The organism is Altererythrobacter sp. CAU 1778 (assembly GCF_054482795.1).
Genome location: NZ_JBTLRP010000001.1, coordinates 41572 through 67556 on the forward strand (window position 1 = coordinate 41572; position 25985 = coordinate 67556).

Annotated in this window: 35 protein-coding genes; 23 read left to right on the forward strand and 12 right to left on the reverse strand. The window is 65.3% G+C overall.

Annotated features, from left to right (window positions below):
• Positions 1-80: 80 nt before the first annotated feature.
• The 5 genes from ACXYN8_RS00215 (at position 81) to queC (ending at position 4390) form a co-directional block, all read left to right on the forward strand.
• Positions 81-1280, forward strand: a complete 1200-nt coding sequence (locus ACXYN8_RS00215) for an acetylornithine transaminase (RefSeq protein ID WP_458887251.1) — start codon at positions 81-83, stop codon at positions 1278-1280.
• Positions 1280-2209 carry an ornithine carbamoyltransferase gene (gene argF / locus ACXYN8_RS00220; protein ID WP_458887252.1) on the forward strand — a complete coding sequence of 310 codons (930 nt, stop codon included), beginning with the start codon at positions 1280-1282 and terminating at the stop codon, positions 2207-2209. Before ACXYN8_RS00215 ends, argF begins: the two co-directional genes overlap by 1 nt.
• A 48-nt stretch (positions 2210-2257) precedes the next feature.
• Positions 2258-3166: an Hsp33 family molecular chaperone HslO gene (hslO, locus tag ACXYN8_RS00225; protein WP_458887253.1), complete on the forward strand. Its 909-nt coding sequence runs from the start codon at positions 2258-2260 to the stop codon at positions 3164-3166.
• Between the two features lie 78 nt (positions 3167-3244).
• Entirely contained in the window at positions 3245-3658 is a 414-nt protein-coding gene (locus ACXYN8_RS00230) for a hypothetical protein (RefSeq protein ID WP_458887254.1), read from the forward strand.
• A 39-nt stretch (positions 3659-3697) separates the two neighbouring features.
• On the forward strand, positions 3698-4390 hold the full coding sequence (queC, locus tag ACXYN8_RS00235; protein WP_458887255.1) for a 7-cyano-7-deazaguanine synthase QueC: 693 nt from the start codon (positions 3698-3700) through the stop codon (positions 4388-4390).
• 4 nt (positions 4391-4394) lie between these two features.
• Here queC and ACXYN8_RS00240 read toward each other — a convergent pair whose 3' ends face one another.
• The 3 genes from ACXYN8_RS00240 to ACXYN8_RS00250 form a co-directional block, all read right to left on the reverse strand.
• Positions 4395-4925 carry a superoxide dismutase family protein gene (locus ACXYN8_RS00240; protein ID WP_458887256.1) on the reverse strand — a complete coding sequence of 177 codons (531 nt, stop codon included), beginning with the start codon at positions 4923-4925 and terminating at the stop codon, positions 4395-4397.
• A gap of 67 nt (positions 4926-4992) precedes the next feature.
• Entirely contained in the window at positions 4993-5859 is an 867-nt protein-coding gene (locus ACXYN8_RS00245) for a terminase large subunit domain-containing protein (RefSeq protein ID WP_458887257.1), read from the reverse strand.
• Positions 5856-6299 (reverse strand): hypothetical protein, encoded by a 444-nt coding sequence (locus tag ACXYN8_RS00250; protein ID WP_458887258.1) that lies wholly within the window; start codon positions 6297-6299, stop codon positions 5856-5858. The genes ACXYN8_RS00245 and ACXYN8_RS00250 overlap by 4 nt, the downstream gene beginning before the upstream one ends.
• A gap of 222 nt (positions 6300-6521) precedes the next feature.
• Between ACXYN8_RS00250 and ACXYN8_RS00255 the strand changes: the two genes are divergently transcribed.
• A complete protein-coding gene (locus ACXYN8_RS00255; protein WP_458887259.1) occupies positions 6522-7178 on the forward strand; it encodes a YqaA family protein in 657 nt (218 codons plus the stop codon).
• On the opposite strand, the gene ACXYN8_RS00260 is transcribed toward ACXYN8_RS00255, so the two are convergent.
• The 4 genes from ACXYN8_RS00260 to ACXYN8_RS00275 all read right to left on the reverse strand — a co-directional run bounded on the left by ACXYN8_RS00260 (position 7175) and on the right by ACXYN8_RS00275 (position 9610).
• On the reverse strand, positions 7175-7606 hold the full coding sequence (locus tag ACXYN8_RS00260; protein WP_458887260.1) for an OsmC family protein: 432 nt from the start codon (positions 7604-7606) through the stop codon (positions 7175-7177). The genes ACXYN8_RS00255 and ACXYN8_RS00260 overlap by 4 nt on opposite strands.
• A 46-nt stretch (positions 7607-7652) precedes the next feature.
• On the reverse strand, positions 7653-8918 hold the full coding sequence (gene spt, locus ACXYN8_RS00265) for a serine palmitoyltransferase (protein ID WP_458887261.1): 1266 nt from the start codon (positions 8916-8918) through the stop codon (positions 7653-7655).
• 7 nt (positions 8919-8925) lie between these two features.
• A complete protein-coding gene (locus ACXYN8_RS00270) occupies positions 8926-9168 on the reverse strand; it encodes an acyl carrier protein (protein WP_458887262.1) in 243 nt (80 codons plus the stop codon).
• A gap of 64 nt (positions 9169-9232) precedes the next feature.
• Positions 9233-9610 carry a response regulator gene (locus ACXYN8_RS00275; RefSeq protein WP_458887263.1) on the reverse strand — a complete coding sequence of 126 codons (378 nt, stop codon included), beginning with the start codon at positions 9608-9610 and terminating at the stop codon, positions 9233-9235.
• 45 nt (positions 9611-9655) lie between these two features.
• On the opposite strand from ACXYN8_RS00275, the gene ACXYN8_RS00280 reads away from it, so the two are divergent.
• Genes ACXYN8_RS00280 through ACXYN8_RS00300 form a run of 5 tightly spaced genes read left to right on the forward strand, consistent with a single transcriptional unit; the run spans position 9656 to position 12978 of the window.
• Positions 9656-9943, forward strand: coding sequence for a DUF3572 family protein (locus tag ACXYN8_RS00280; RefSeq protein WP_458887264.1), 288 nt, complete (start codon positions 9656-9658; stop codon positions 9941-9943).
• A complete protein-coding gene (locus tag ACXYN8_RS00285; protein ID WP_458887265.1) occupies positions 9940-10572 on the forward strand; it encodes an HAD family hydrolase in 633 nt (210 codons plus the stop codon). Before ACXYN8_RS00280 ends, ACXYN8_RS00285 begins: the two co-directional genes overlap by 4 nt.
• On the forward strand, positions 10569-11027 hold the full coding sequence (locus ACXYN8_RS00290) for a RidA family protein (protein ID WP_458887266.1): 459 nt from the start codon (positions 10569-10571) through the stop codon (positions 11025-11027). Before ACXYN8_RS00285 ends, ACXYN8_RS00290 begins: the two co-directional genes overlap by 4 nt.
• A gap of 7 nt (positions 11028-11034) precedes the next feature.
• Positions 11035-11796 (forward strand): glycerophosphodiester phosphodiesterase family protein, encoded by a 762-nt coding sequence (locus ACXYN8_RS00295; RefSeq protein ID WP_458887267.1) that lies wholly within the window; start codon positions 11035-11037, stop codon positions 11794-11796.
• Positions 11797-11844: 48 nt separating this feature from the next.
• Positions 11845-12978: a GNAT family N-acetyltransferase gene (locus ACXYN8_RS00300; protein WP_458887268.1), complete on the forward strand. Its 1134-nt coding sequence runs from the start codon at positions 11845-11847 to the stop codon at positions 12976-12978.
• A gap of 4 nt (positions 12979-12982) precedes the next feature.
• Here the strand turns inward: ACXYN8_RS00300 and ACXYN8_RS00305 are convergent, their stop codons facing one another.
• A complete protein-coding gene (locus ACXYN8_RS00305; RefSeq protein ID WP_458887269.1) occupies positions 12983-13312 on the reverse strand; it encodes a hypothetical protein in 330 nt (109 codons plus the stop codon).
• Positions 13313-13607: 295 nt separating this feature from the next.
• On the opposite strand from ACXYN8_RS00305, the gene dksA reads away from it, so the two are divergent.
• From dksA to ACXYN8_RS00345, 8 genes are all read left to right on the forward strand, one after another.
• Positions 13608-14069, forward strand: coding sequence for an RNA polymerase-binding protein DksA (dksA, locus tag ACXYN8_RS00310; RefSeq protein WP_458887270.1), 462 nt, complete (start codon positions 13608-13610; stop codon positions 14067-14069).
• A gap of 140 nt (positions 14070-14209) precedes the next feature.
• A complete protein-coding gene (locus ACXYN8_RS00315) occupies positions 14210-14581 on the forward strand; it encodes a PilZ domain-containing protein (RefSeq protein WP_458887271.1) in 372 nt (123 codons plus the stop codon).
• A gap of 67 nt (positions 14582-14648) precedes the next feature.
• Positions 14649-16100 carry an ABC transporter substrate-binding protein gene (locus ACXYN8_RS00320; RefSeq protein WP_458887272.1) on the forward strand — a complete coding sequence of 484 codons (1452 nt, stop codon included), beginning with the start codon at positions 14649-14651 and terminating at the stop codon, positions 16098-16100.
• Positions 16101-16125: 25 nt separating this feature from the next.
• Positions 16126-16542, forward strand: a complete 417-nt coding sequence (locus ACXYN8_RS00325) for a DUF4112 domain-containing protein (protein WP_458887273.1) — start codon at positions 16126-16128, stop codon at positions 16540-16542.
• 34 nt (positions 16543-16576) lie between these two features.
• Positions 16577-17392 carry a tryptophan 2,3-dioxygenase gene (locus ACXYN8_RS00330; protein ID WP_458887274.1) on the forward strand — a complete coding sequence of 272 codons (816 nt, stop codon included), beginning with the start codon at positions 16577-16579 and terminating at the stop codon, positions 17390-17392.
• Positions 17392-18018: an arylformamidase gene (kynB, locus tag ACXYN8_RS00335; protein ID WP_458887275.1), complete on the forward strand. Its 627-nt coding sequence runs from the start codon at positions 17392-17394 to the stop codon at positions 18016-18018. The genes ACXYN8_RS00330 and kynB overlap by 1 nt, the downstream gene beginning before the upstream one ends.
• The gene (kynU, locus tag ACXYN8_RS00340) at positions 18018-19235 is read left to right on the forward strand and encodes a kynureninase (protein ID WP_458887276.1); all 1218 of its coding nucleotides are present in this window, start codon (positions 18018-18020) and stop codon (positions 19233-19235) included. The genes kynB and kynU overlap by 1 nt, the downstream gene beginning before the upstream one ends.
• A gap of 110 nt (positions 19236-19345) precedes the next feature.
• A complete protein-coding gene (locus ACXYN8_RS00345; protein ID WP_458887277.1) occupies positions 19346-19480 on the forward strand; it encodes an entericidin A/B family lipoprotein in 135 nt (44 codons plus the stop codon).
• 62 nt (positions 19481-19542) lie between these two features.
• Here the strand turns inward: ACXYN8_RS00345 and ACXYN8_RS00350 are convergent, their stop codons facing one another.
• Complete coding sequence (locus ACXYN8_RS00350; RefSeq protein ID WP_458887278.1) at positions 19543-20151, reverse strand: HNH endonuclease; 609 nt, start codon at positions 20149-20151, stop codon at positions 19543-19545.
• A 125-nt stretch (positions 20152-20276) separates the two neighbouring features.
• Here ACXYN8_RS00350 and gluQRS point away from each other — a divergent pair, with 125 nt between their 5' ends.
• From gluQRS to ACXYN8_RS00370, 4 genes are all read left to right on the forward strand, one after another.
• Positions 20277-21119: a tRNA glutamyl-Q(34) synthetase GluQRS gene (gene gluQRS, locus ACXYN8_RS00355; protein WP_458888873.1), complete on the forward strand. Its 843-nt coding sequence runs from the start codon at positions 20277-20279 to the stop codon at positions 21117-21119.
• 9 nt (positions 21120-21128) lie between these two features.
• Entirely contained in the window at positions 21129-21356 is a 228-nt protein-coding gene (locus ACXYN8_RS00360) for a hypothetical protein (RefSeq protein ID WP_458887279.1), read from the forward strand.
• Between the two features lie 125 nt (positions 21357-21481).
• Positions 21482-22063 carry a cob(I)yrinic acid a,c-diamide adenosyltransferase gene (locus ACXYN8_RS00365; RefSeq protein WP_458887280.1) on the forward strand — a complete coding sequence of 194 codons (582 nt, stop codon included), beginning with the start codon at positions 21482-21484 and terminating at the stop codon, positions 22061-22063.
• Positions 22064-22118: 55 nt separating this feature from the next.
• On the forward strand, positions 22119-22469 hold the full coding sequence (locus ACXYN8_RS00370; RefSeq protein WP_458887281.1) for a hypothetical protein: 351 nt from the start codon (positions 22119-22121) through the stop codon (positions 22467-22469).
• Between the two features lie 22 nt (positions 22470-22491).
• On the opposite strand, the gene ACXYN8_RS00375 is transcribed toward ACXYN8_RS00370, so the two are convergent.
• The 3 genes from ACXYN8_RS00375 to mutS are packed head-to-tail and all read right to left on the reverse strand — an operon-like array spanning position 22492 to position 25949.
• Positions 22492-22884 carry a YidH family protein gene (locus ACXYN8_RS00375; RefSeq protein ID WP_458887282.1) on the reverse strand — a complete coding sequence of 131 codons (393 nt, stop codon included), beginning with the start codon at positions 22882-22884 and terminating at the stop codon, positions 22492-22494.
• 38 nt (positions 22885-22922) lie between these two features.
• A complete protein-coding gene (locus ACXYN8_RS00380; protein WP_458887283.1) occupies positions 22923-23321 on the reverse strand; it encodes a hypothetical protein in 399 nt (132 codons plus the stop codon).
• Between the two features lie 24 nt (positions 23322-23345).
• Positions 23346-25949, reverse strand: a complete 2604-nt coding sequence (gene mutS / locus ACXYN8_RS00385; RefSeq protein WP_458887284.1) for a DNA mismatch repair protein MutS — start codon at positions 25947-25949, stop codon at positions 23346-23348.
• Positions 25950-25985 lie beyond the last annotated feature (36 nt).

Here is a 25985-nt window from a genome sequence, read left to right on the forward strand (position 1 = left end):
CTCGCGATGCTATGGCTCGCTAGCCGCCATTTCTCGTTTCACCTGACACGAAATTCACGACTTCACGAAGGACCAAGCCCATGTCGATCGCTCCGCTGATGCCCGTATACCCCCGGTGCGGCGTCCGCCCCGTGCGCGGAGAGCACTGCCATCTGATCGACGAGGATGGCACGCGCTATCTTGATTTCGCCAGCGGCATTGCCGTAAACCTTCTGGGCCATTCCCACCCCGGTCTGATCGGTGCGATCCAGCGCCAGGCGGAAACGCTGATGCACGTCAGCAACCTCTACGGCAGCCCGCAAGGCGAGAAGCTGGCGCAGACGCTGGTCGATCATACGTTCGCCGACACGGTGTTCTTCACCAATTCGGGCGCCGAGGCGGTCGAAGCGGCGATCAAGACGGCGCGCGCCTATCACCAGAATGCGGGCGACGAAGGTGATGCCGAGCGCTTCGAAATCATCACCTTCAAGAACGCGTTCCATGGTCGGACCATGGCGACGATCAGCGCGTCGAATCAGGAAAAGATGCACCACGGCTTCGCGCCGCTGCTCGCCGGGTTCAAATATTGCGAGTTCGACGATCTGGAAGCGGCCAAGGCGTTGATCGGTCCGCGCACCGCTGGCTTCCTTGTCGAGCCGATCCAGGGCGAGGGCGGCATCCGCCCGGCATCCGAGGGCTTCATGCAAGGTCTGCGCGCCCTGGCCGATGAGCACGATCTGATGCTGGTGCTGGACGAGGTGCAGTGCGGTGTCGCACGGACCGGCACGCTCTACGCCTACGAACAGTACGGCATCGAGCCGGACATCCTCGCGACGGCCAAGGGCATTGGCGGCGGTTTTCCGCTCGGTGCCTGTCTCGCGACCGAGAAAGCCGCGCGCGGCATGACCTTTGGCACGCACGGATCGACCTATGGCGGCAACCCGCTCGCCATGGCGGCGGGCAGCGCGGTGATGGACGTGGTGGCCAACGACGCCTTCCTCGCCGAAGTGCGCGAGAAGGGTGAGCGCATTCGCAGTCGGCTGGAACAGTTCATCGGCAACTATCCCGACCTGTTCGAACTCGTGCGCGGCAAAGGTCTGATGCTGGGCCTCAAGATGAAGGTCGAAAGCCGGCCCTTCTTCGTCCACCTGCGCGACAATCACCAGTTGCTGACCGTTGCGGCCGGCGACAACACGCTGCGCGTTCTCCCGCCGCTGGTGATCGGAGACGCGGAAATCGACGAGTTCTTCGACAAGCTTTCCGCAGGTGCCGCCAGTTACGCGCACGCAAAGGCGGCGTGATGGCGGTGCGGCACTTTCTCGACCTGTCGGACGCCGGCGGAGACGCGATCGCGGCGATGATCAATGACGCGATCGACCGCAAGGCAGCGCGCGCGGACTGGCCGAAGGGCAAGCCCGACGCGGACCGCCCGCTGGAAGGCCGCGTGCTCGCGATGATCTTCGAGAAAAGCTCCACCCGCACCCGTGTCAGCTTCGACATGGCAATGCGGCAGCTTGGCGGCAGCGCGCTGATCCTGGATGCAGCAAGCAGCCAGCTCGGGCGGGGGGAAAGCATTGCCGATACCGCGCGCGTACTGGGGCGGATGTGCGACGCCATCATGATCCGCACCGACGATCACGCCAAGGTAGAGGAAATGGCGCGCCACGCCGGTGTACCGGTGATCAATGGTCTGACCGACCGGTCGCACCCCTGCCAGATCGTCGCTGACCTGTTGACCGCTATCGAGCATGGCAAGGCGCTGCCCGGCCTCGAAGTGGCATGGCTGGGGGATGGCAACAACGTGCTGCACTCCATTCTGGAGGCGGCTTCGCTGATGAAGTTCAACGTCAGGATCGGCACGCCGCAGGGCTACGAGCCGGAGGCCGAATTCGTCGCGATGGCACGGGCCGCCGGGTGCAAGGTAACCCTGACCAACAATGCCGAAGAAGCGGCAAGCGGGGCCGATGTCGTCGTGACCGACACCTGGGTTTCGATGGGGCAGGAGCACGTTCACAACAAGCTCGCCGCGATGGAGCCGTTCCGGGTCGATGCGAAGCTGATGGCCCGAGCTGCGCCGGATGCGAAGTTTCTCCATTGCCTGCCTGCCCATGTCGGCGACGAGGTCAGCGAAGAAGTCTTCGAAGGACCGCAATCGGTGGTCTTCGACGAGGCCGAGAACCGCATTCACGCTCAGAAGTCGGTCCTGCTGTGGTGCTTCGGTCTGCTGTGATCGGCTGACGTCTTACCAATCCCGTGGCGCGCCCCCATATGGCGGGCCATGGAAGACGACTATCTGATCGAAGACGGCGAAACGCACGAGGACCGGCTGCTGGGCTTCACGCTGCCGCAGCGAAACGCGCGCGGCCGCGCGGTGCGCCTGGGGCCGGTGCTCGATACTATCCTTGCCGCACACGACTATCCACCAGCAGTCAGGCAGCTGCTGGCCGAAGCCCTGGTGCTCGGCGCGCTGGTCGGTGGGCTCCTGAAGGGCGAAGGGGCGCAGCTGACGATGCAGGCGCAGGCCACGGGCGGGGCGGTAAACCTGTTGGTGGTGGACTACCGCGACGGCGAACTGCGCGGCTACGTCGATCACGATGCTGATGCGCTGGCCGACGTAGGCGGCAACCCCACGCTGCAATCCCTGTTCGGGGAAGGTTATCTCGCCGTCACGTTCGACGTGCCTTCCACCGGCAATCGGTATCAGGGAATCGTCCCGCTCGAAGGCCGTTCCCTGGCCGAGGCGGTCGAAAACTATTTCGCTCAGTCCGAACAGGTGCCGACGCTCATTCGCGTGGGAGTGCGCAGCAGCGATGCGGGAACCGTGGCAGGGGGGATGCTCCTCCAGCATCTAGCCGAGGGCGAAGAGGGCCGCGAGCGACTCCACGTCAAGCTTGACCACCCCGAATGGGAACATGTCGCGGTGATGGGAGGCTCATTGCGGCACGAGGAACTTGTCGATCCTGCCCTGACGATGGAAGCCCTTGTCTGGCGGTTGTTTCACGAGGAGGAGGAAGTTCGGACGCTGAAAGGCGCTTCGATCACCCGAGGATGCCGGTGCTCGATCGCACATTTCGAAGACGTCGTCCGCCGTTTTCCCGAAGCGGAACAGAAGGAAATGCGCAACGATGGCGGGAACGTTGTCGTCGATTGCGCTTTCTGTAGCCGCGAATTTACTCTCACCATGTAGTTTTTGGCAAAGATTGCGGTGTTACTGTCCGCATCATCGAATTGATGCTATGCTGCGGACACTCCGGAAAGAACGAATATGCGACTCAGGATTAAGACAGCGATCGGCTTGGGCACGGCTGTCGTGCTGGGCGCCGGCTTATCGATCGCGGCGTCTGCCGCGCAGCCGGTGGAAGGCCGCACCATTGCTTCGCTGGCAAGCGGCGAGTGGACCTTGCGGTTCCGTAACGGCGGTGCCCCACGCAAACTTTGCGTGAAAACCGGCCGCGAGCTGGTGAAGCTGCGCCACCAGGGCGCAAGATGTCGCACGTTCGTCGTCAATGACGAAGGCGGCACCGCCACCGTCAATTACAGCTGCGAGGGACATGGATCCGGCAGCACCACGATCAAGCGCGAAACCCGGGAGATCGTCCAGATCGAAAGCCAGGGTATCGAGGACGGCGCCCCGTTCCATTTCTCTGCCGAAGCCCGGCTTACGGGAACTTGCCGCTGACGCTTGATCGAGTTGCGGCTGCGGCCTAGTTGCGCAGCCATGCCGAATACACCGGACAACAAACGCGCAGCCGCAGTGCTTCTGTCGGGCGGCCTCGATTCGATGGTGGTCGCCGCTCTTGCGATAGAGGCGGGCTTCGAACTGCACGCCTTGAGCGTCGATTACGGCCAGCGCCATCGTCGCGAACTGGAATCGGCCAGAGCCATCGCCGCAATGCTCGGCGCATCGCGCCACGTCGTACTGCCACTCGACCTGCGACAGTTCGGCGGCTCTGCGCTGACGGATGATATCGACGTTCCAAAGGACGGGGTGGGCGCGGACATTCCGGTCACCTACGTTCCGGCGCGCAATCTCGTCTTCTTGTCACTGACCACGGCATTCGCCGAAGCGAGCGGAGGGCGCGACATCTTTATAGGGGTCAATGCGCTGGATTATTCGGGATATCCCGATTGCCGCCCGGAATTCATAGCCAGTTTCGCGGAGACCGCTCGCCTCGGCACCAAGGCGGGCGACGAGGGCGCGGGATTTACGATCCACGCACCGCTCCAGCATATGACAAAGGCGGATATCGCGCGCGAATGTGCCCGCCTCGGCCTCGATCCGGCGATGAGTTGGTCATGCTATGATCCGCAGCCCGGCGGGCTAGCCTGCGGACTGTGCGATTCCTGCCGTCTTCGGCGCAAGGGTTTCGACGAAGCGGGGGTGGCGGACACCACCCGCTACGCCGCCTGAGAGATCAGCCTTGCGTCACGACGCCGCAGGCCACCCGGCTGCCGGCGTCGCCCGCGGGATCGGTGCGATAATCGTCAGCCCCGGCGTGGACCACGACCGCGGTTCCATCGTTATCGAACAATGCCGCGACGGCTTCAGAATAGCTCCCGTCAAGCGTCGTATTGAATGTGCCCGCTCCGTTTGCGGTGACGGTGAAGTTCGGCATGTCGCCCAAGTGCGCGCCACCCGGACTCTGCGATCCATGGGTATTGCCTTCCGGGTTCAGATGGCCACCGGCAGAGGTGAAATCGGGCGCCGTGCAGGTGCCGGTCGTATGCAGGTGGACAGCATGGGTTCCGGCAGAAAGACCTGCCAGCGCGCCCGTGACCTGCACATTGTCGCCATTGCGAAACATTTGCACGGTGCCTGCGGGCAATCCGTTGGCGAACTTCATCTGCGCGCTGCCGATCCGCTCTGTGGAAAGCGAACCGTAGTCGGCACAGGCGGCCAGGGGGAGGGCAGTCGTGGCGGCGAGAAAGAGAGCGAGAGCGCGCATGCATTTATCCTTTTGCGACAAGGTAACGGTTTCGCCTTCTTCAACGGTGCGTGCCGCGAAAAGCTCCCTAAGTCGGCAGGATGCCAGCCGCGCGAAGCTCGTCCTGCAGCGCCCCGAGCGCCGCGCGCGCCTCTGCATCTATCGTTCCGCCGCCAGTGGGAGAGGTCACGGCTTGGGGCCACCACCACGCTCCGTCGCGCCAGACTGCGATGCTGCCTGCGGTGGAATCGAATATCTGCATCCGCTCCACCGGGTTTACGAATCTCCACTCGTTTTCGGTAAGGACGGCGAGTGCGCCTGGCTGATCGCTCCAGCTCCTTCGGGGGAAGGGCCGACGATCCATGCGTCCCCTTCGGCAGCGCCTGAGGGCGGGGCGTCGGCGTGTCCATGCACCACGGGCTGCAGCAGCGCGTCGGTCAGCGCGATGGCCTGATTGACCGTATATTCCTTCTGGGCCTGACCAGTCAGCGTGGCTGTGTTGCGGGCCTCTCAGCGCCTCCGGTTCCGCAGCCGAATAGACGAAGGCTTGCGCGCCATTGGGCCAGGTGAGGCGGTTCAGCGAGGGCTCGAATTCGGGGCGCTGTTCGGGCGGGGCACACTGGATCAGCCCACTGTCTCCCTCGATCATCACCCGCCGCGCCTCGCCAAGCGTTGCGCCGACAAGCGCGATCCGCGCGAAGCGGTCGCCCTCTGCGATCGCGCGGACGTACTCGGCCCCGGCACGGGTCTTGCCGAAGCCGCGCCCTCCCATGACCATCCAGATGCGCCAGTCGCCCTGCGGCGTGCGCTGGCCATCGTGGGCGAACAGTGGAAAGTGCCCGTCCCAGTATCGGGCAAGGCTGAACAGCGTCTCTTCGTCGAGAGTCTCGCTGAAGTCGTGAATATCGGCATCGCTTGCGTCACCCGCGAAGGCGAAGGGGTCTTCGGCGCTCATTCGCCCTCCATCGCATCGCGCCGCGCCAGCACGCGGCTGCGCAGTTCGTCGAGCTTCTGTTCGATCAGCGCGCGGGCGGCGATGACGTCCATGTTGCGGCGCTGGGCGTGTTCCTGCGCCATCGTGTCTCGATGCAGGGCCAGCAGGCGCAGCGCGGCTCCGTTGTCGTGCTTCGGTCCGTCCTTCGCCTCGCCGGAGCGGAGCCGGGAGAGCAGGTCCATTTCCAGGTGTTCGTACCCTTCGACGAGCGCCGCGTGCCATGCGCGGGCGAAAAGGTGGTCCGTGCGGCGGCGCCTGTAAGCGACGCTCGGGTCGGCGCCCGCCGCCTCGGCAGCCTTGGTAACGTTGGAGGTCTGCGCCAGAGCCTCGAGAAAATGTTTCGGCCAGTGGGGACTGAGCTTTTTTCGCTCACCGGTGGTGGTTCGCTTGCTGCGCGCCATGATGTGCCCTCCTGCGTATCGCCTGCACACGGCAGACGCGAAAACGGGCGGAGCGCCTTGCCGGCGGGCCGCCCGTATCGAATCGGTATTTCGCGATGTTCCGTTTCTCTAACCAAACAGCGTGACGATGTCAATAGAAAAGTGCCAATCAGGTTAAACGAAGGCGCTTGTGCGGTCGCATCTGCTGCTCTAACCGCCGCCGCTCCTACGGAGACGAACCCGATGAAGTGGCTGCGCGGCCTTTACGAATGGACCATGGAAAAGGCGGCACACCCCCATGCCGTCTGGTGGCTTGCCCTGTTCTCCTTCATGGAGTCGAGTTTCTTCCCGATCCCGCCGCACCCGCTGCTCGGTCTGATGTGTCTTGCCGAACCGAAGAAGGCGATCAGGTTTGCAGGTGTCGCAACGCTTGCCTCCGTGGCAGGCGCGATGTTCGGCTATGCGATCGGCTGGGGCCTGTACGATACCGTAGGCGAACCGCTGATCGCGGCGCTCGGCCTGACGGAAAGTTTCCCCGCCGCGCAGTGTACGTTCGAGGAATACGGCGTAATCGCAGTCATCATCGCCGCGGCGACACCGGTGCCGTTCAAGCTGCTGACGATTACGGCGGGCTTCATGGAGATGCCGATCCTGCCGTTCCTGCTCGCGAGCCTGGCAGGCCGCGCGCTGATCTTCATGACGGTGGGGATCCTGTTTCGCCTGTTCGGTGCGCCGATCAAGCGGATCATCGACGAGTATCTCGGCACGCTCACCACGATTTTCGTCGTTCTGGTCGTCGGCGGTTTCATCGCCCTGACGCAGCTCGGCGGCGGGACGGACGAGGCGGCGGGAAGCCAGTGCGACTTGCCCGCCACCGCATCGGAACCGGCGAACGCCTAGACTTCGAAGCTGGTTTCCAGCGTGATCTCGGCGTTGAGCAATTTGGAAATCGGGCAATTCGCCTTTGCGTCGGCGGCCAGTTCCTCGAACTTCGCCTGATCGAGGCCGGGCACCTTCGCCCTGGTCGAAAGGGCCGACTTGGTCACGGTGAAGCCGTCACCGTCCTTTTCCAGAGTGACTACGGCATCGGTTTCAACCGTGCCGTCCTCATGACCGGCATCGGCCAGCTTGAACGAAAGCGCCATGGTGAAGCAGCTCGCATGGGCGGCAGCGATAAGTTCCTCCGGATTGGTCCCCGCCGCGTCTTCGAAGCGCGTCTGGAAGCCGTAGGGCTGATCGGCCAGCGCGCCTGAGCCGGTCGAGACATGGCCTTTCCCGCCCTTGCCGAGGCCTTCGTATTTCGCGGTGCCGGTGTTGGTGGTCTTCATCGTATTCTCCTTTGCCCGATAGACGCAGGAGAGGGCCGGAGTGTTCCTAGCCGATGATTCCCACTGCCAGTCCCGCACGCTCGAACATGCCGAGGATCATCGTCACCTCTTCCTCGCTGTGCTCGGCGCAGAGCGAGCACCGCAGCAGGGTCATGTTAGCGGGTGTCGCCGGCGGACGCGCAAGGTTGACGTAGAGCCCTTCCTTCAGCAGCGCTTCCCACATCGCCGCGCCCCGCTCCAGATCGGGCATGATGACGGCCACGATCGCGCTTTGCGGCTCGTCCGTGCCAAGCTCGAAGCCCAGCGCCTTAAGCCCGCCGTGCAAGCGCTTGGAATTTTCCCAGAGATGGGCACGCTTTTCGCTGCCGTGCATCAGCTTGCGGATACTGGTCGCGGCGGTGGCGACCACGCTCGGCGGGAGCGAGGCGGTGAAGACATAGGGGCGGCACACCAGCCGCATGATCTCGAACTTCGGGTGGTTGGAGACGCAGAAGCCCCCGACCGTTCCGACGCTCTTGGAAAAGGTGCCGATGATGAAATCGACGTCGTCGATCACGCCCGCATCTTCCACCACGCCGCGCCCGTTTTCGCCGATGAAGCCCATCGAGTGCGCTTCGTCGACCAGCACCATCGCGCCGTTTTCCTTGGCGATGCGGACCATTTCCTTGAGCGGCGCGACATCGCCGAGCATCGAATACACGCCTTCCAGCACGACCAGCTTGCCCGCGCCTTCGGGAATGCGCTTCAGCCGCTTTTCCATCGCTTCGATGTCGTTGTGCTTGAACGGTACGACTTCGGCATTGCCCAGCGCGCACCCGTCCCAGATGCTGGCGTGGCTGTCGATGTCGAGGACGATGTAGTCGCCCTTGCCCGCGATGGTGGAGATGATGCCGAGGTTCGCCTGATAGCCGGTCGAGAACACCATGGCGTGGTCCATGGCGTAGAACTCTTTCAGCGCGTCCTCGCACTCCTTGTGGCCCTGATACGTCCCGTTCAGAACGCGGCTGCCGGTGGTGCCCGACCCGAACGTGGCAAGCGCCTGCTGCCCGGCCTCGATCACGTCGGGGTCGAAGGTCATGCCCATGTAATTGTAGGTGCCGAGCAGGATCGTGTCGCGCCCGTTGCAGATCGCGCGGGTGGGGGAGAGGACCTTCTCCATCACCAGGTTAAACGGGTCTTCGTATCCCGCCGCCAGCAGATCCTCGCGCTGCTTGATCAGCGGATCGAACTTGCTCAACAGGTCGCCCGCCGGGGCCGAGCTGTCTCCCGCGACGTCCTGCGGCTGGTCGGGCTGACTGATGCCTTCGCTCATGCCTGCCTCAGTCGCCTGCCAGCTTGCACACGGCGTCGACCAGCTGCCCGTAGGTCTCGATCTCCGCCTGCTGGTTCATCGAGATGATGATGTCGAACTCATCCTCGATCGCAGCGACGAAATCCATCACCGTCAGGCTGTCGAATTCCAGGTCGTTCTGGAAGCTGGTGGTGTCGGTGATCGCGATGCCTTTCTTGTTGAAAGGCTCGATCAGGTCGCGAATGCGCGCGTCGACGGCGGATTTGTCCATTGGTCTAGGGTGCTCCTGAGAGTGGGGCGACAAGCCGCGCACAAGCGGGCTGGGGCGACAAAAGTCAAGCTTGCGCCGGTTGCAGCAATCCGTTCACCGCCGCCATGAAGGGCCCGATGGAGACAGGCTTGGCGAGGTAGGATTCCGCGCCTGCATCGCGCACACGGTCCTCGTCGCCCTTGCCCGCGTAGGCGGTAACGGCGAGGACGGGGATCTGCCGCAGCGTCGCGTCGCCCTTGATCTGGGCGATCAGGTCGAGGCCGGAGACATTGGGCAACTGGATGTCCATGATGATCAGGTGCGGCACGAAATCGCGCGCACGGGCGAAGGCTTCCTGCCCGTCGGCGCAAGGCTCGACCGTGTGGCCGCCCGCCTTAAGCACGTCGCAGAACAGCTTGCGGTTGAGATCGTTGTCCTCGACAACCAGGATTCTCTTTGCCACTGGCACATTTCCTTCCGCCCACATCCTTAGGTAAGCCGCCCCCTCGTGACAATTCGCGCGTCCTCTTCGTCCCCCGCCGCCGCCACCGACCCGATGGCGCTCGGCCTCGGCGCACTGGGCTGGGTGTTGCAGGACGAGGACCGGGCCGAGCGTTTGCTGACGCTGACCGGGCTGACGCCGGACGCCCTGCGCGCCGGGCTGCGCGAACCCGCCGTGATCGGCGCGGTGCTGGAATTCCTCGCCAATCACGAACCCGACCTCATCGGCGCGGCCGAAGCGCTCGATGTCGCGCCCGCAACGCTTGCCGCCGCCGCACAGGAGCTGTCCGCATGAGCCGCCCGCTGATCATTTCCGATTGCGACGAAGTGCTGCTGCACATGATCGCGCCTTTCCGCGACTGGCTCTGCGAAAGCCAAGGCGTCGATTTCGAGCTGAAAGGCAACAATTTCGCAGAAGCGATGCGCTGGAAGGACAGCGGCGAGCAGGTCGGAGAAAAGGAAATCTGGGGCCTGCTGCGCGGTTTCTTCGACACCGAAATGCATCGCCAGCATCCGATCACCGGCTCTGTGGAGGCGATGGGCGCGCTGGGCGAGAAGGCCGATGTGGTCATCCTGACCAACCTTCACGACCGCCACCGCGACATGCGTATCGACCAGCTTGCCGGCCACGGGATCGATGCACGGGTGTTCACCAATCAGGGGCCGAAAGGCCCGGCGCTGAAAGCCATCGTCGAAGAATACGCGCCGAGCCGCGCGATCTTCATCGACGACCTGGCCCAGCATCACCGTTCCGCCCGCGAACACGCGCCGGGCATCACCACGCTGCATTTCTGCGGCGAGCCCTCGATTGCTCCGGCGATCGATTGCGCGCATATCTCCGGCAATGCGGAAGCGCGCATCGACACCTGGGACGAGGCTTTGCCCTGGCTGCTGGCGCAACTGGAAGAGGAAAACGTGACATGAGCATCGCCGACCGGCTTTCCGACCTTGGCATCATCCTGCCCCCCGCCGCCGCGCCGGTGGCAAGTTATGTGCCCGTCGTGGTCGCAGGCGGTTTCGCGTATGTCTCCGGCCAGTTGCCCTTTATCGACGGCTCCCTCGTGAGCGGTCGGATGGGCGAGGATGTCGGCATGGAACGCGGACAGGCCGCCGCGCGCGCCTGCGGGCTGATGGTGCTCTCGCAGCTTCACAAGGAACTCGGCTCGCTCGACTTGGTGGAGCGGATCGTGAAGCTCGGCGTGTTCGTCAACTCGGTCGCGAATTTCCACGATCAGCCCAAGATCGCCAATGGCGCGAGCGACCTTATGGTCGAGGTGTTCGGCGATGCGGGCAAGCATGCGCGCGCCGCCGTGGGCGTGCCCGACCTGCCGCTCGGCGCGGCGGTGGAGGTCGACACGGTGGTGAAGCTGAAGGACTGAGGCAGCGATGCTCGGCTGGCTCGACCGGCTGCGCGCGCCCGCGCCCGATCCGGCCAGAGTCGGCTGGATGGGCGGGACCATTTACGCTCATCGCGGTCTGCATGGCGAACAGGCGCTGGAGAATTCCACCCCTGCTTTCGCGGCGGCGATCGCGGCGGGTCATGGTATCGAATGCGATGTGCAACTGACGCGCGACGGCCGGGCAGCCGTCTTCCACGACTGGACGCTGGAACGGCTGACGGACCAAACCGGTGCCGTGGCGGAGCGTTCGCTGGAGGAAATGTCCGCAATCCGGCTGAACCAGCAGTCGGGCACGGTGCCCTCGCTCGAAGACCTGCTCCGGCAGGTGGCCGGCAAGGTGCCCTTGCTGATCGAGATAAAGTCGCGGCGGGAGAGGCGGCCCAATACGCTGTGCAAGGCCGTGCGCCGGGCACTGGAAGGCTATCGCGGCCCCGTGGCGATCATGAGCTTCGACCCGCGCGTTGGCCGCTGGTTCTCCACCCGCGCGCCGCGCGTCTTGCGCGGGCTGGTGGTGACGGAAGAGAACGCGCGCAGCTTCCAGGGCAGGCTCAGCCGCCATTCCGCGCTTTGGCACGCTCGGCCGCACTTTCTGGCTTACGATGTGCGCGACCTGCCGAGCGGATTTGCCGCCGCCCAGCGCGCGCGGGGATTGCCGCTGCTGACCTGGACGGTGCGCTCGCCCGCGTTGGCCGAGATTGCAGGCGAGTACGCCGATGCGCCGATTGCCGAGGGGGCCGGGCTGGGCTGAGCGGCGCGCGGCTCGCAATCGGCGGATGAATCCCTATCATCGGCTCATATGGCCGACTCTTCCTACACCGCGCGCCTCGTCTCTTCCGTAGGTGAGATCGACGCGTCAGCGTGGGATGCGCTGAACGATGGCAACCCCTTCACCAGTCACGCCTTCCTGACGGCGCTGGAGGATTCGGGCAGCGTCGGACCCGGCACCGGCTGGCAGAGCGCGCCGATCGTGATCGAGGACGACGCGGGCCGCCTCGTCGCCGCCATGCCGAGCTATGCCAAGGGACACAGTCAGGGCGAATATGTGTTCGATCACAGCTGGGCCGACGCGTGGGAGCGGGCCGGGGGCGACTATTATCCCAAGCTCCAGATCGCCGCGCCTTTCACGCCTGCGACGGGCAAGCGCCTGCTGCTGGCCGACGACGTGCTGGGCAAGCCGCTGCTGCAGGCTGCCGAGCAGATTTGCGCTGCCAATCGCTTTTCCTCCGCCCACGCGACCTTCGTCGAGGCGGAGCAGTTGCCGCTGTTCGAGGATGCGGGCTGGCTGATCCGCAGCGACATCCAGTTCCACTGGACCAACCGCGGATACGCCGATTTCGACGCGTTTCTCGCCGAGCTGTCGTCACGCAAGCGCAAGGCGGTCCGCAAGGAACGGGCCGCGGCGCAGGACGGGGTCGAGATTGTCTCCCTGCGCGGGCCGGAAATACACGATACGCATTGGGATGCGTTCTGGGAATTCTACCAGGATACCGGATCGCGCAAATGGGGCAGCCCGTATCTGACGCGTGAGGCGTTCGACCTGTTCGGCGAGCGGATGGGCGACGCGGTGCTGTTATATCTCGCGCTATACGACGGAGAGCCGATTGCCGGCGCGCTCAATTTCGTCGGGCCGGACGCGCTCTACGGGCGCTACTGGGGTTGCAAGCTGCACAAGCCCTTCCTGCATTTCGAGCTGTGCTATTACCGCGCCATAGAGAGTGCGATTGCGCTCGGCCTCGACCGGGTCGAGGCGGGCGCGCAGGGCGGCCACAAGCTGGCGCGCGGTTACGAGCCGGTGCAGACCCGGTCCGCCCACTGGATCGCCGATCCCGGCTTTCGCAGCGCGGTGGCGGAGTTCCTGGTGCGGGAGCGTGAGGGCATCGCGGCGGACCGCAATTACCTCAGCGCGCGCACGCCCTTCCGCAAGGGCTGAAGGTTCAGGCAGCGCGGCGGCTGATGGCGGACAGCCATTCGCGGGCGCGGCGCTGGGCCTCTGCGATCTCGCGGGCGGTCATCTCGTCCGACACGTCGGCACGGCACCAGGCGGCTTCTTCGTGGCCCTGCGTCGCGGCGAGATTGAACCACTTGTGCGCTTCGATCAGATCGCAGGACAGGCCATGGCTGCCCGTCGAATAGGCGACGCCGAGGTGATAGTGCGATTCGATGCAGCCGTCGGCAGCGGCGGAAAGATAGCCGGCAATGGACAGATCGCCATCGGCATTGATGATCGTGGCCGGTTCGGCAGCGGTGATTTGTACGAGTTGCATGATCTTTTACCCCCAAATGTCGGGCAGCCCCCCAGCCGCCTTCGACCCCCGTTCTTCCGCAAGATGGTAAGCAAACCGTTAACGATACTTGCCATTTCGCAAGTTCAAGTCGCACAAATGCCGTTAGGCTGCCCTTAATCGGGCAAGGATTAGGGGCCTTTTCCATTGTCCGCTTGTGATGGTCCGCGCCTGTCCGTATAGGCCGCCGCGAGCCGCCGGGGGGCGGCGCGCCGGTCGGTTTGCGAAGGGGTGTTGCCCTTACGGAAATCACGGCGATGTGGTGGAGAAGCAAGCGATGCCCTCGGCGTCCAATAGCGCGAAATCGACCGAAACCGATCACCGCCCGGCTGCGGGTAACGGCGGCTACGTGCCCGCGGCCGACGAAGAATACATGTCCGAAGCGCAGCTCGAATATTTTCGCCAGCTGCTGAAGGACTGGAAGCGCGATATTCACACGGAAGCCGACAATACGCTGCAATCGTTGCAGGACGGCCCGATCCGCGATTCCGACCTGAACGACCGCGCGTCGAGCGAAACCGACTGGTCGATCGAACTGCGTACCCGCGACCGCCAGCGCAAGCTGATCGCCAAGATCGACGCCGCGATCCGCCGCATCGACGAAGGCGAATATGGCTATTGCGTGGTCACCGGCGACCCGATCGGCCTCCAGCGCCTGATCGCGCGGCCGATTGCGACGATGACCGTGGAAGCGCAGCAGGCGCATGAGCGCAAAGAACGCATCAGCCGCGACGACTGAGCGCAGCGGGTGGACGCTGCCGCCCGCGCCCGCTGGCAAATCTTGCGATCACGGTTAAACCTTTGTTTGCCAACAGGGTCTAAGGCACTGTCCAAAGCCCGAACTGCAAACGAAAGCCGAGATTTGAGGACCGCAGGACAATGAGCAGCGTCGACACCAGGCAGGTCAACCGCAGCAGCTTCTTCCTGTTCGCGGAAGTCGAGCACAACGGCCGCCAGCATCGCCTGAAGGTCCGCAATTTGTCGCCGGGCGGCATGATGGCTGATGGCGATGGCCTGCACGTGGTTCGCGGCGAGCGCATCTCCGTGAAGCTCAAGAATATCGACGCGATCGATTCGACCGTCGCATGGGTCGAAGGCTCGCGCTTCGGCGTTGCCTTTTCCCAGGAAATCGACCCTGACCTCGTTCGCTCCAATCCCGGTGCCGCGACTGGCGAGACGACGCCGCGCTTCCTGCGCGTGCCCACGGCAAAATTCGAAGCGCCCGATCCGGCCAAGCTCCGCAAGGTCTGATTCTTTCGCGGTTTCGCGACCACTTCGCCACTGACCTGACGCCGCGCCGGTGCTAGGACGGCCGGCAATGCGTCGCTTCGTCCTTCCTGCTCTCTTGTGCGCCCTGCTTGCGGCCTGCTCGGGCGGCAACGACGGACCTCTCGAAGTTGCGCTGATCGGAGAGGCGGACAGCACCTACGCCTCCGGCCTGCGCCTTTCCGGCGCGGCACAGCATCTTCGCGCAGCGCAGAGCGTGGGGCTGGTCACGCTCGATCCCGAAGGGCTGGTCGCCCCCGGCCTTGCCGACCGCTGGATCGTGACCGACGAAGGCCGCAGCTATGTCTTCCGCCTGCGCGATGGCGACTGGCCCGATGGCCGGGCGCTGACCGCCGACAGCGTCCGCGGCGTCATTCGCGACCGGTTGCGCGCGCTGGACGGAACTTCGCTGGGGCTCGACCTGGCTCCGGTGCGCGAAGTTCGCACGATGGCCGAAGGCGTGATCGAGTTCCGCCTGTCGAGTCCGGTGCCCGATTTCCTGCAACTGCTCGCCCAGCCGGAAATGGCGCTGACCCCGACCGGCACCGATTCGATTCCGATGACCCTGTACGCCCCACCGCAGGGGCAACGCGCCCTTGACATGGCGGCGCCCGAACGGCGCGGCCTGCCGACCGAGGACGGCTGGCGCAACCGGGTGCGAAGGATCGCTCTGTTCGTCGGCGATAGTGAGGCCGCGACCGCGCGGTTCAAGGACGGGGAGGCGGATATCGTGCTGGGCGGTTCGCTGTCGGACCTGCCGCTGGCAGAGGTCGGACCGCTTTCGCGCGGGACCGTCCGCCTCGATCCGGCGATCGGGCTCTTCGGCCTCCACGTCGTGCGGGCGGAAGGGGTGCTGGGCGATGCCTCAACGCGCGAGGCGCTATCGCTCGCGCTCGACCGGGAAGCCCTGATCGCGCCGTTCTCCATCGGCGGCTGGGTGTCGGCTACCAGCGTGGTGCCCACTGCCCTGACGAGCGTTCCGCCGCGCTGGGACGGCATCGCTCTCGATGCACGTCGCGGCACTGCCGCTGCGCGAATCGCGAATTTCCGGGCGGGTGGTGGCTCCGTTGGGCCGTTGCGGGTCTATTTGCCGGAAGGGCCGGGTTCCGACATCATGTTCGCGCAACTGGCCGAGCAATGGCTGGCAATCGGAGTTCCGGCGCAACGTGCCGCCGATGTCGCAAGTGCCGATCTCGTTCTTCGCGACAGGGTGGCGCGGTTCGGCGGGGCGCGATGGTTCCTCAACCAGTTCAATTGCAGCGTGGCGCGCGGGGCCTGTTCGCAGGCCGCCGATGCACTGGTAAAGCAATCGGTCGGGACCGCCGACGATACCGAACGCCGCCGCCTGCTGGGCGAGGCGCAGGTGCAGTTCGATGCGACCAATGTGTTCATCCCGCTCGGCGCGCCGATACGCTGGTCGCTGGTTCGCGGAGACGTGACAGGGTTTGCCGGTAACATCTGGGCCTTCCATCCCTTGCCGCCGCTTGCCGAAATGCCCAGATAGGGCGGGAGAGAGGAGCCACCGTTTCATGCCAGATCCGCAACGCCCCCGGCCGATGATGCCGGAAATACCGGTGGGGACCGACCCGGTTTCCATCCGCAAGCGGATCGAGGCGATGGAGCAGTTGCTCGAACGCAGCTTCGTCATTCCGGGCACGCGCGTGCCTGTGGGGCTGGACTCGATCGTCGGCCTGGTGCCGGTGGTCGGCGATTTCATCACCGCGGCGATGGGTGCCTACATCGTTTGGGAAGCGCGCAACCTCGGCCTGCCGAAATGGCAGCTCTGGCGCATGGGCGGCCACATCGCGTTCGACTCGCTCCTCGGTGCAGTGCCAGTCGCCGGCGACCTGTTCGACTTCGTGTACCGTTCCAACAGCAAGAACCTGCGGATCATCAAGAAGCATCTCGACAAGCACCACCCGCAGACCCGCGTGATTGAGGGGTAGTTACAATTGCACCTTTCGCGCTAGGGCCGGGGGCATGACAGTTCCGCGCGACAAAGCCACCGATGCAGACGTCACCTATTCGTCCTACCTCGATCTCGATCGCATCCTGTCCGCGCAACATCCCCTGTCCGGCGCGCATGACGAGATGCTGTTCATCATCGTCCACCAGGCGAGCGAGTTGTGGCTGAAGCTGTGCCTTCACGAGTTGATGGAAGCGCGCAAATGCGTGATCGCGGACGATCTGCGGCCCGCATTCAAGCAACTCGCCCGGGTGGCACGCGCGCAGGGTCAGCTCATTCAGAGCTGGGACGTTCTCAGCACCATGACACCGCACGATTATTCGACCGTGCGCCCGCATCTCGGCAATTCGAGCGGCTTCCAGTCCGCGCAGTATCGCCTGATGGAATTCCTGCTCGGCGGCCGCAATCCCGACATGGTGACGATGCACGAGGCCGTGCCGCAGGTGGCGCAGCAGCTGCGCGACGAGCTGGCCCGGCCAAGCCTTTATGACGAGACGGTGCGCCTGCTCGCGCGGCGTGGCTTCGCCATTCCCCAGTCCGTGCTGCAACGCGAAGTGACAGCCCCTTGGGAACCATCGGTGCAGGTGGAGGCCGCATGGGCGCAGGTCTATCGCGCGCCGGAAACTTATTGGGATCTGTATGAACTGGCCGAGAAACTGGTCGATCTGGAATACCATTTCCAGCGCTGGCGCTTCGGGCACCTGAAGACGGTGGAGCGTATCATCGGCTTCAAGACCGGGACCGGGGGCACGCCGGGGGTGCCTTATCTCGCAGGCGTGCTGAAGCAGGTGTTCTTCCCCGAACTGCTCAGCGTGAGGACGGCGATCTGATGGCGGAACGGCGCATCCGGGACATCTCGCAGCGGCTCCATCCGGGCGTCCCGGTGTGGCCGGGCGACACGCCGTTCTCCGGTCAGGCGACGTGGGACATGGGCGCAGGGTCGCCGGTCAACGTGTCGAAGCTGACCCTGTCGACCCACACGGGCGCCCATGCCGACGCGCCGCTGCATTATTCTGCGAGCGCGCCCGACATCGCGACCGTGCCTCTGGAGCCGTTCCTGGGCGAGTGCCTGGTGGTCGACGCGCGCGGGTGCGGGGCGCTGGTCGAACCGCGCCATCTGCCGGCGCTGGATGGTGCGCGCCGGGTGCTGTTTCGCACCTACGATGCGTTTCCGCACGAGGCATGGCAGGAAGAACATTCGGCAATTGCGCCTGCCACCGTCGCGGCGCTGGCCGAGGCGGGAGTGGTCCTGATCGGGATGGACGGCCCATCGCTCGATCCGCAGGACAGCAAGAGCATGGATGCGCATCTGGCAGTGCTGGCGGCGGACATGCGGGTGCTGGAAGGGCTGGTGCTCGATGACGTGCCTGCGGGCCGGTACGAGCTGATCGCCCTGCCGCTGCCCATCGTGGGCGGCGATGCCTCCCCGGTCCGTGCGGTGCTGAGGGATTTGTGATGCTGGACAAGGCCGAACGCCTCGACGCCGCTGACGCGCTGGCACACTGGCGCGACCAGTTCGCCGTGCCGGAGGTGGTCGTCTATCTCGACGGCAATTCCCTCGGTTGCCTGCCGAAATCGACGCCTGCCCGGATGGAACGGCTGGTGCGCGAGGAATGGGGCGAAGGGCTGATCCGCAGCTGGAACGATGCCGAATGGGTAAACTGGCCGCAGCGCATCGGCGGCAAGATCGCCCCTTTGATCGGAGCCGCACCGCACGAAGTCATCGCCTGCGATTCGACCTCGGTAAACCTGTTCAAGCTGATCGCCGCCGCTCTCGCGATGCGGCCGGGGCGCAAGGTGGTGCTGTCCGAACCGGGCAATTTCCCGACAGACCTCTACATGATCGCCGGACTGGAGGCGCAGGGCTTGGCCGAGCGGCGCCTGGCGGAACGCGGGCAACTGGTCGATGCGCTGAACGATGACGTCGCGCTGCTGCTGCTCACCCACGTTCACTACAAGACCGGCGCGATGCATGACATGGCCGCACTAACGCGAGCCGCGCACGATGCGGGTGCGCTGGTGCTGTGGGATCTGTCGCATTCGGTCGGGGCGCTGCCGGTCGAACTGAACGCGGCACAGGCGGATTTCGCGGTCGGTTGCGGCTACAAGTATCTCTGCGGCGGGCCGGGCGCGCCAGCCTTCGCCTATGTCGCGGAACGGCACCACGCGCAGCTTCAGCAACCGCTGACCGGTTGGTTCGGCCACGCGCAGCCGTTCGCCTTTTCCGACGACTATGCCCCGGCTGCGGGCGCAAAGCAGCTACAATGCGGAACGCCGCCGATCCTCGGCCTCGCAGCGCTGGAGGAAGGCGTCGATCTGATCGCCCGCATCGGCGTGACCGCATTGTGGGACAAGTCGCGCAACCTCAGCGAATTCTTCCGGCAGTGTATGGACGCAGCCGGCATCGACCTGCCGCTTGTCAGCCCGACCGACCCGCTGAAACGCGGCAGCCAGCTGAGTTTCCGTCACGCCAACGCCTACGAACTGAGCCAGGCCCTGATCGCGCGCGGCGTAATCGGAGACTTCCGCGCCCCCGACATCCTGCGCTTCGGTTTCGCCCCGGCCTATCTGCGCTTCGCCGAATGCGCCCGCGCGGTGGAGGCGCTGCGCGATATTCTCGACACGGGGGAATGGCGCGAGCCGCGCTTCGCTGAGCGCTCCGCCGTTACGTGACGCCACGCCGCCGGGATGAACCCCAGCGGAACCAGCGGTTTGTCCGCGCGTTAACGTGACACCATGCTGCTGGCGCGACCCCATGCAGTCTGCATCAACGGAGAACCCCTATGAAGAAGCTTCTGGCAATTCTCGCACTCAGCGGCTCGGCCATTCTGCTGCCGGCTTGCAACACGATTGATGGCCTCGGCGAAGACGTCGAATCGGTCGGTGACTGCGCCGACGGCGTACAGGGCAACTGCTAAGCAGCCATCCTGACGGAACGGAAACAAGGCGCTGCCCGCGGGCGGCGCCTTTTTCGTATGCGCTACTCTTCCAACTCGATGTCCCAGTAGAGCCAGTCGCGCCAGGTTTCGTGAAGGTAATTGGGCGGGAAGCTCTTGCCGCGCTGCTGCAACTGCCAGCTGGTCGGCCGGATCGGGCGCAGGTGCAGTTGCATATGCGCCTGTTGCGGCGTGCGTCCGCCCTTCTTCATGTTGCACGGCGCGCAGGCCGTGGCGATGTTTTCCCAGCTCGTCTTGCCGCCAAGTCGCCGGGGTATGACGTGGTCGAAGGTAAGATCCTTCCCGCTGCCGCAATACTGGCAGGCAAAGCTGTCGCGCAGGAACAGGTTGAAGCGGGTGAAGGCGGGAAATTCGCTCGGGCGGACGTACTGGCGCAGCGCGATCACGCTCGGCACCTGCATGTCGAGCGTGGGTGAGTGAACCGCGCGCTCGTAACTCGCGACGATGTCGACCCGCTCCAGGAAGACGGCCTTGATGGCGGTCTGCCAGGGCCAAAGGCTGAGCGGGTAATAGGAAAGCGGCGTGTAATCCGCATTGAGCACCAGCGCCGGACAGCTGTCGAGGCTGCGCGACGGATCGCCTTCCGCACTGCGGAAACGGGCCTGGCGTTCGATCAGATCGGCTTTGAACATAAGTTCGGGTCCCCTCCGATGACGGCAGGGGAGCATTTGCGCGGGAAAGCGTCAAGCCTGTGACAAAAGGCAAATCCACAGGAATTGCGGCGAGTTGCGGCCAGATGCGCTATGGCGATGGCGAAATGATCGTGACCCGCTTCGCCCCAAGCCCCAATGGCCCCCTTCATCTGGGCCACGCATGGTCAGCCATCGTCGCGCACGATCTGGCGAAGGATGCGGGCGGGCGCTTCCTGCTGCGGATCGAGGATATCGACGGCCCCCGCAGCCGACCCGAACTGGCGGAGCAGTTTCGTGCCGACCTGGCGTGGCTCGGGCTCGAATGGGAAGAAGTCGCCGCGCAGTCTGGGCGGCTGGAGCGCTATGCCGAAGCGGCGGAGCGACTGCGTGGACAAGGCCTTCTCTACCCGTGTTGCTGCACCCGCGCGGAGATCGCGGCCGCAGCGACAGCGCGCGATAGCGATGGCGGGCCGCTTTATCCGGGCACCTGCCGCCACCGCGCGGTCGATCCGGAAGGCGCGGCCTGGCGCCTCGACGTCGCGAGGGCGCTGGAGTTGACGGGGCCACTCACATGGGAAGACGCGCTCGCCGGAGTGCAGAAGGCCAACCCGCTGGCGATGGGCGACGTCGTCCTGGTCCGCAAGGATCTGCCCGCCAGCTATCACCTCGCCGCGACGCTCGACGATGCCGCGGACGGCGTTACGCTGGTGACGCGGGGGGCCGACCTGTTTGCAAGCACCCATGTCCACCGCCTGCTGCAGGCGCTGCTCGATCTGCCGGTGCCGCATTGGCACCACCATCCCCTGCTTCTGGACCGGGAAGGCCGCAAACTTGCCAAGCGGCGCGGCTCGGGAGAGCTGGGCTGGGGACTTACGGAGCGGCGGCTGGCCGGTGACGACGGTGAATTGCTCGCCCGGCAACTGCGGTTGCAGCAATTGCCCGCTGACATTTCGCTCGGCAATCCCTAGATAGTCGCCATGAACGCAATCCTCATCATCCTGCTCATCGCGCTGATGGCGGCAGCCCTGTTCCAGCTCATCCGCGGCATCGTCGCCTTTTTGCAGACGTCGAAGGCCGATCTGGAGACGCCGGGCGATGGCGCGACGGAAATGCAGCTGCGTCAGAACAAGGCGATGTTTGCGCGTATCAAGTACCAGGCGCTGGCAATCGTGGTGGTTGCCGTTCTGCTCGCGCTCAACAGCTAGACTGACTAATCTTCCTCCATATCGGTCCCGCACGTCTCTTCGTCAGGCTTTCATCACGTTGCCGGGCAATTGCGTGAAGGCGGTCGCTATTGCGAACCCCCGCTTCGGTCGATAGCTGCCGGCAGATGGTAAAACTCAACAAGATCTACACCCGCACCGGGGACGACGGCACCAGCGGCCTGGTCGATGGCTCTCGCCGGGCGAAATTCGATCCGCGGTTCGAAGCGATCGGCGTTGTGGACGAGGCGAACAGTGCCATCGGGTTGGCGGTCGTCGCGCTGGAAGGCGAGTATGCCGAGATGCTGACCCGCATACAGAACGACCTGTTCGACTGCGGCGCCGATATCGCCACGCCGCTGGGGGATGTGGGCGGGGCTGACTTCGAACCGTCCGAAATGGTCCTGCGCATGGTGCCCTCGCAGACCGACTGGCTGGAAGCCCGCATCGATGCGATGAATGCGGCAATGCACCCGCTCACCAGCTTCATCCTGCCGGGCGGCAGCGAGGCGGCGGCGCGTGTCCATGTCGCGCGCGCCTGCGTGCGCCGGGCCGAGCGGGCGCTCGCCGCGCTCGCCGATGCGGAGCCGGTAAATCCCGCGGCGCTGACCTACGTCAACCGCCTGTCCGATTGCCTTTTCGTCATGGCTCGCGCGATCAATGCCGGCGGTGCGGGCGACGTGCTCTGGACTCCGGGCGCGAACCGCTGAGGTCGTGGAACCGCGCGCCTTTGCCGCTCGTTGAAGGGGCAAAGGAGTACCGGAAATGACCGACAAGAAGAACGAAGACGGCCTGAGCCAGGAGCAGCGTCAGGCGGATCTCGCCCCCGAAACGCATAATGACGAGCAGGACGACCACCGCAGCCAGGCGCAGGAAGTTGCCAAGCAGGCGCAGGCGCTGACCGAAGATACCGGCAGCCCCACGGAAAGCACCAAGGGACCGAACAAGAGCGGCCTGATGGGCGATTCCACGCAGGATACCGTCGATCACATGCGCGATATGGAAAGCTCTGGCCGGATCGACATGGGTGCCTATCGCGGCGAGCCTAATCACGACGATGACGCCGGCAAGTATGGCGAAGGCCACGACGCCGAATTCGAGAAGGACGACAGTTAGCCGCCTTCGCGCCTCTGGCTGTTCACTCGGCGGCGAGATTGCCGTCGTTGAGCAGCCAGAAGCCCGCGATCAGCACCAGCGCGGCGACGATGATCGACCAGCTCATCCAGCGAATGTTGGGTATGTTCGGCGTGTCGACATGGTGCGTCGAGAGTTGCCGGAACGTCCGGCAGGCCCGGCCATAAGCCGTCCACGCAATCGTCGCGCCAAGTATCACGAACAATGTGGCGATGGCCTTCGCGAGCCAGGGCGGGTCGAATTCCCCGAACACGGCCCGAAAGGCAAGGCCGATGCCGATGGCGGCAAAAGCCGTCCGCATCCATCCGGCGAACGTGCGCTCGGTCGCCTGGACCGTGCGATCTTCGGCCAGATCGGTGCGTTCTACCGCGAGTTCGTTGGAATCCTTGTCGCTCATGCCCTTCAGATAAGACAGGTCGCGCGCGGGAAGGTTCCCTAGATGCCGGGGGGCAGGGCCGAACCGCCGAGTTCGCCCGGTGCATCCTCGACCATAACGTCCGGCTCGATCAGCTCGGTTTCGTTGCTGTCGCTGTTATCGTCACCGTCGTCGGACCATTCCGCCGGGGTCGGATCGTAACCCTCTGCGTTGTCCACTCCGTCTTCGGTCCATCCGCCATTGCCATCGCCTTCGATGATCGCGGGCGAGGGAGAAGGCCTCGGCGCGGCGACGGGCTTGCCTGCGGATTGCGGGCCTTCGACGATTTTGGGCGCGTCCTTTCCTCCGGCAGCGCGCTCCAGCACGCCGTCGTCGCTCGCCAGGAAGGCGGTCATGCCCACCACGGCCGCTGCGAACAGCAGTGCCGGTCCGCGCATCTTGAGTTCGGTTCCGCTCACGCGGGGAGTGGTAGCGCGAAAGGTTTAACCTTCGGTTGAAGCCGACAGGCGCTTGAGGTCGTAAAGCAATTCCAGCGCATCGCGCGGGGAGAGTGCGTCGGCATCGATGCTGTCGAGCTTTTCGCGCAACTGGTTGCGCGCTTTCCCGGTCGGGACGGCCGTCGCCGCAAACAGCGGGAGATCGCCCAGCCCGGCTGCCAGACCGCCTGTTTCGGCCTTGCCTTTCTCCAGCTTGGCCAGCACCGCGTCGGCACGCGCGACGACCTGCGGAGGAACACCGGCGAGCTTGGCGACGGCAAGGCCGTAGCTCCGGTCCGCCGGGCCGGTCGCGACTTCGTGCAGCAGCACCAGATCGCCCTTCCACTCGCGCGCGCGCACATGGTGCAGCGACAAAGCCTCGCAGCTTTCGGCCAGCCGGGCCATTTCGTGGTAATGCGTCGCGAACAGGCAGCGGCTGCGGTTGCTCTCATGCACGGCCTCGGCCACGGCCCACGCGAGTGCAAGACCATCGTAAGTGGAAGTCCCGCGACCGACCTCGTCGAGGATAACGAAGCTGCGCTCCGTCGCCTGCGAGAGGATGGCGGCGGTCTCGACCATCTCGACCATGAAGGTGGAACGTCCGCGCGCCAGATTGTCGGAGGCGCCGACACGGCTGAACAAGCGGTCGACCAGCCCGATGCGCGCAGCTTCCGCCGGCACGTATCCGCCCGCCTGCGCCAGGAGGACGATCAGCGCGTTCTGCCGCAGGAAGGTCGATTTGCCGCCCATGTTCGGCCCGCCAACCAGCCACAGCCGATCGTCCGGACCGAGCCTGCAATCGTTCGCCACGAACCGCTCACCAGTCTTGGCCAACGCGGTCTCCACCACCGGATGCCGTCCGCCGGTCACTTCGAGACAGGCGTGATCCACCACTTGCGGCAGGCACCAGCCACCCTCTGCCGCGCGCTCTGCCTGACCGCAGGCGACGTCGATCCGGGCAAGCGCCGCGGCCGTGGCTGCGATGGCGATGCGCGCGGCCACGACCGCTTCCACCAGTTCTTCGAAATGCGCCTCCTCCGCGGCCAGCGCGCGTCCGCCAGCCTCGGCGATGCGGCTGGCTTCCTCATGCAGTTGCAGCGAATTGAAGCGAACCGCATTGGCCATGGTCTGGCGGTGGGTGAAGCCGCTGTCGGGGGCCATCAAGGCATCGCCGTGCTTCGCCGACACCTCGATGAAGTAGCCGAGAACGCCATTGTGCTTGATCTTGAGCGAGGCGATGCCGGTGTCCGCCCGGTATCGCGCTTCCATTGCAGCGATGGCGCGCCGCGCGCTGCCCGACATGGCACGCAATTCGTCGAGCGCCGCGTCGTAGCCTTCCGCAATGAAGCCGCCGTTCTGCCGCTCGGTCGGCGGGGACGGGACCAACGCGCGCGACAGCAGGTCGACCAGCGCGCCGTGACCGGAAAGATCGGGCAGCAGCGCGTCGAGCATGGCGGGGCGCGCTTCGCGCTTCGACAGATGGTCGCGCAGCCGCCGCGCTTCGGACAGGCCGTCGCGGATCTGGCCGAGGTCGCGCGGGCTTCCGCGGCCGGCCACCACACGCCCCAGCGCGCGGCCGATGTCCGGCAGCCCCTTCATCACGGCGCGCAGGTCGCCGCGCAGCAGGCTGTCCTCGTGCACATATTGCACCAGCGCCAGCCGCGCCTCGATGCCGGGCTTGTTGGCGAGCGGGGCGGCGAGGTCTTCTGCCAGCAGTCGCGCGCCCGCGCCGGTGACGCAGCGATCCACGCTCGCGATCAGGCTGCCCGCGCGCCCGCCGCCTTGCGCTTCGAGGATTTCGAGGCTGGCGCGGGTTGCTGCGTCCATCGCCATGTGCGCTTCGCCTGCGCGCATTTCCGGGGGCAGCAGCAGCGGCAGCTTGCCGCGTCCCGCATGGTCGAGATAGGCGATCAGCCCGCCCGCCGCCGCCAGCATTGCGCGTGAGAAGCTGCCGAAGCCATCGAGCGTGGCGACGCCGTGGATGGCCTTCAGTCGCGCTTCCCCGCCATCGCTGGCGAAATCGCCGCGCGGCCGGGCAATCGCGTCTTCCGGTGCGTCGGCCATGTCGTCGGGCGCCACGGTCTCGCTCGCGCCGAGCCGGGCCAGCGCTGCGGCGACGCGGCCAGCGTCGCATTCCTCCAGCTGCATCCGCCCGGTGGAAATATCGACCGAGGCGATGCCGATACCGCTGCGCAGATCGCACACCGCCGCCAGCACATTGGCGCGGCGCGGTTCGAGCAGGGCTTCCTCGGTCAGCGTTCCCGCCGTGACGAAGCGCACGATGTCGCGCGCGACCAGCGCCTTCGAACTGGGCGTGCCATCGCGTTTGGCGCGGGCCTTGGCTTCGTCCGGCGTTTCCACCTGCTCGGCAATCGCGACGCGGCAGCCTGCGCGGATCAGGCGCGCAAGATAGCTTTCCGCCGAATGCACCGGCACGCCGCACATTGGCACAGGCGCGCCGCCGTGTTCGCCCCGCGTGGTCAGCGCAATGTCGAGGATTTGCGCCGCTGTCTTCGCATCGTCGAAGAACAGTTCGAAGAAGTCGCCCATGCGGTAGAACAGCAGGCACTCGCCCGCCTGCTCCTTCAGCGCATGGTACTGCGCCATCATGGGGGTCGCCCCGGAAGAATTGCCGCTGGCCATCGT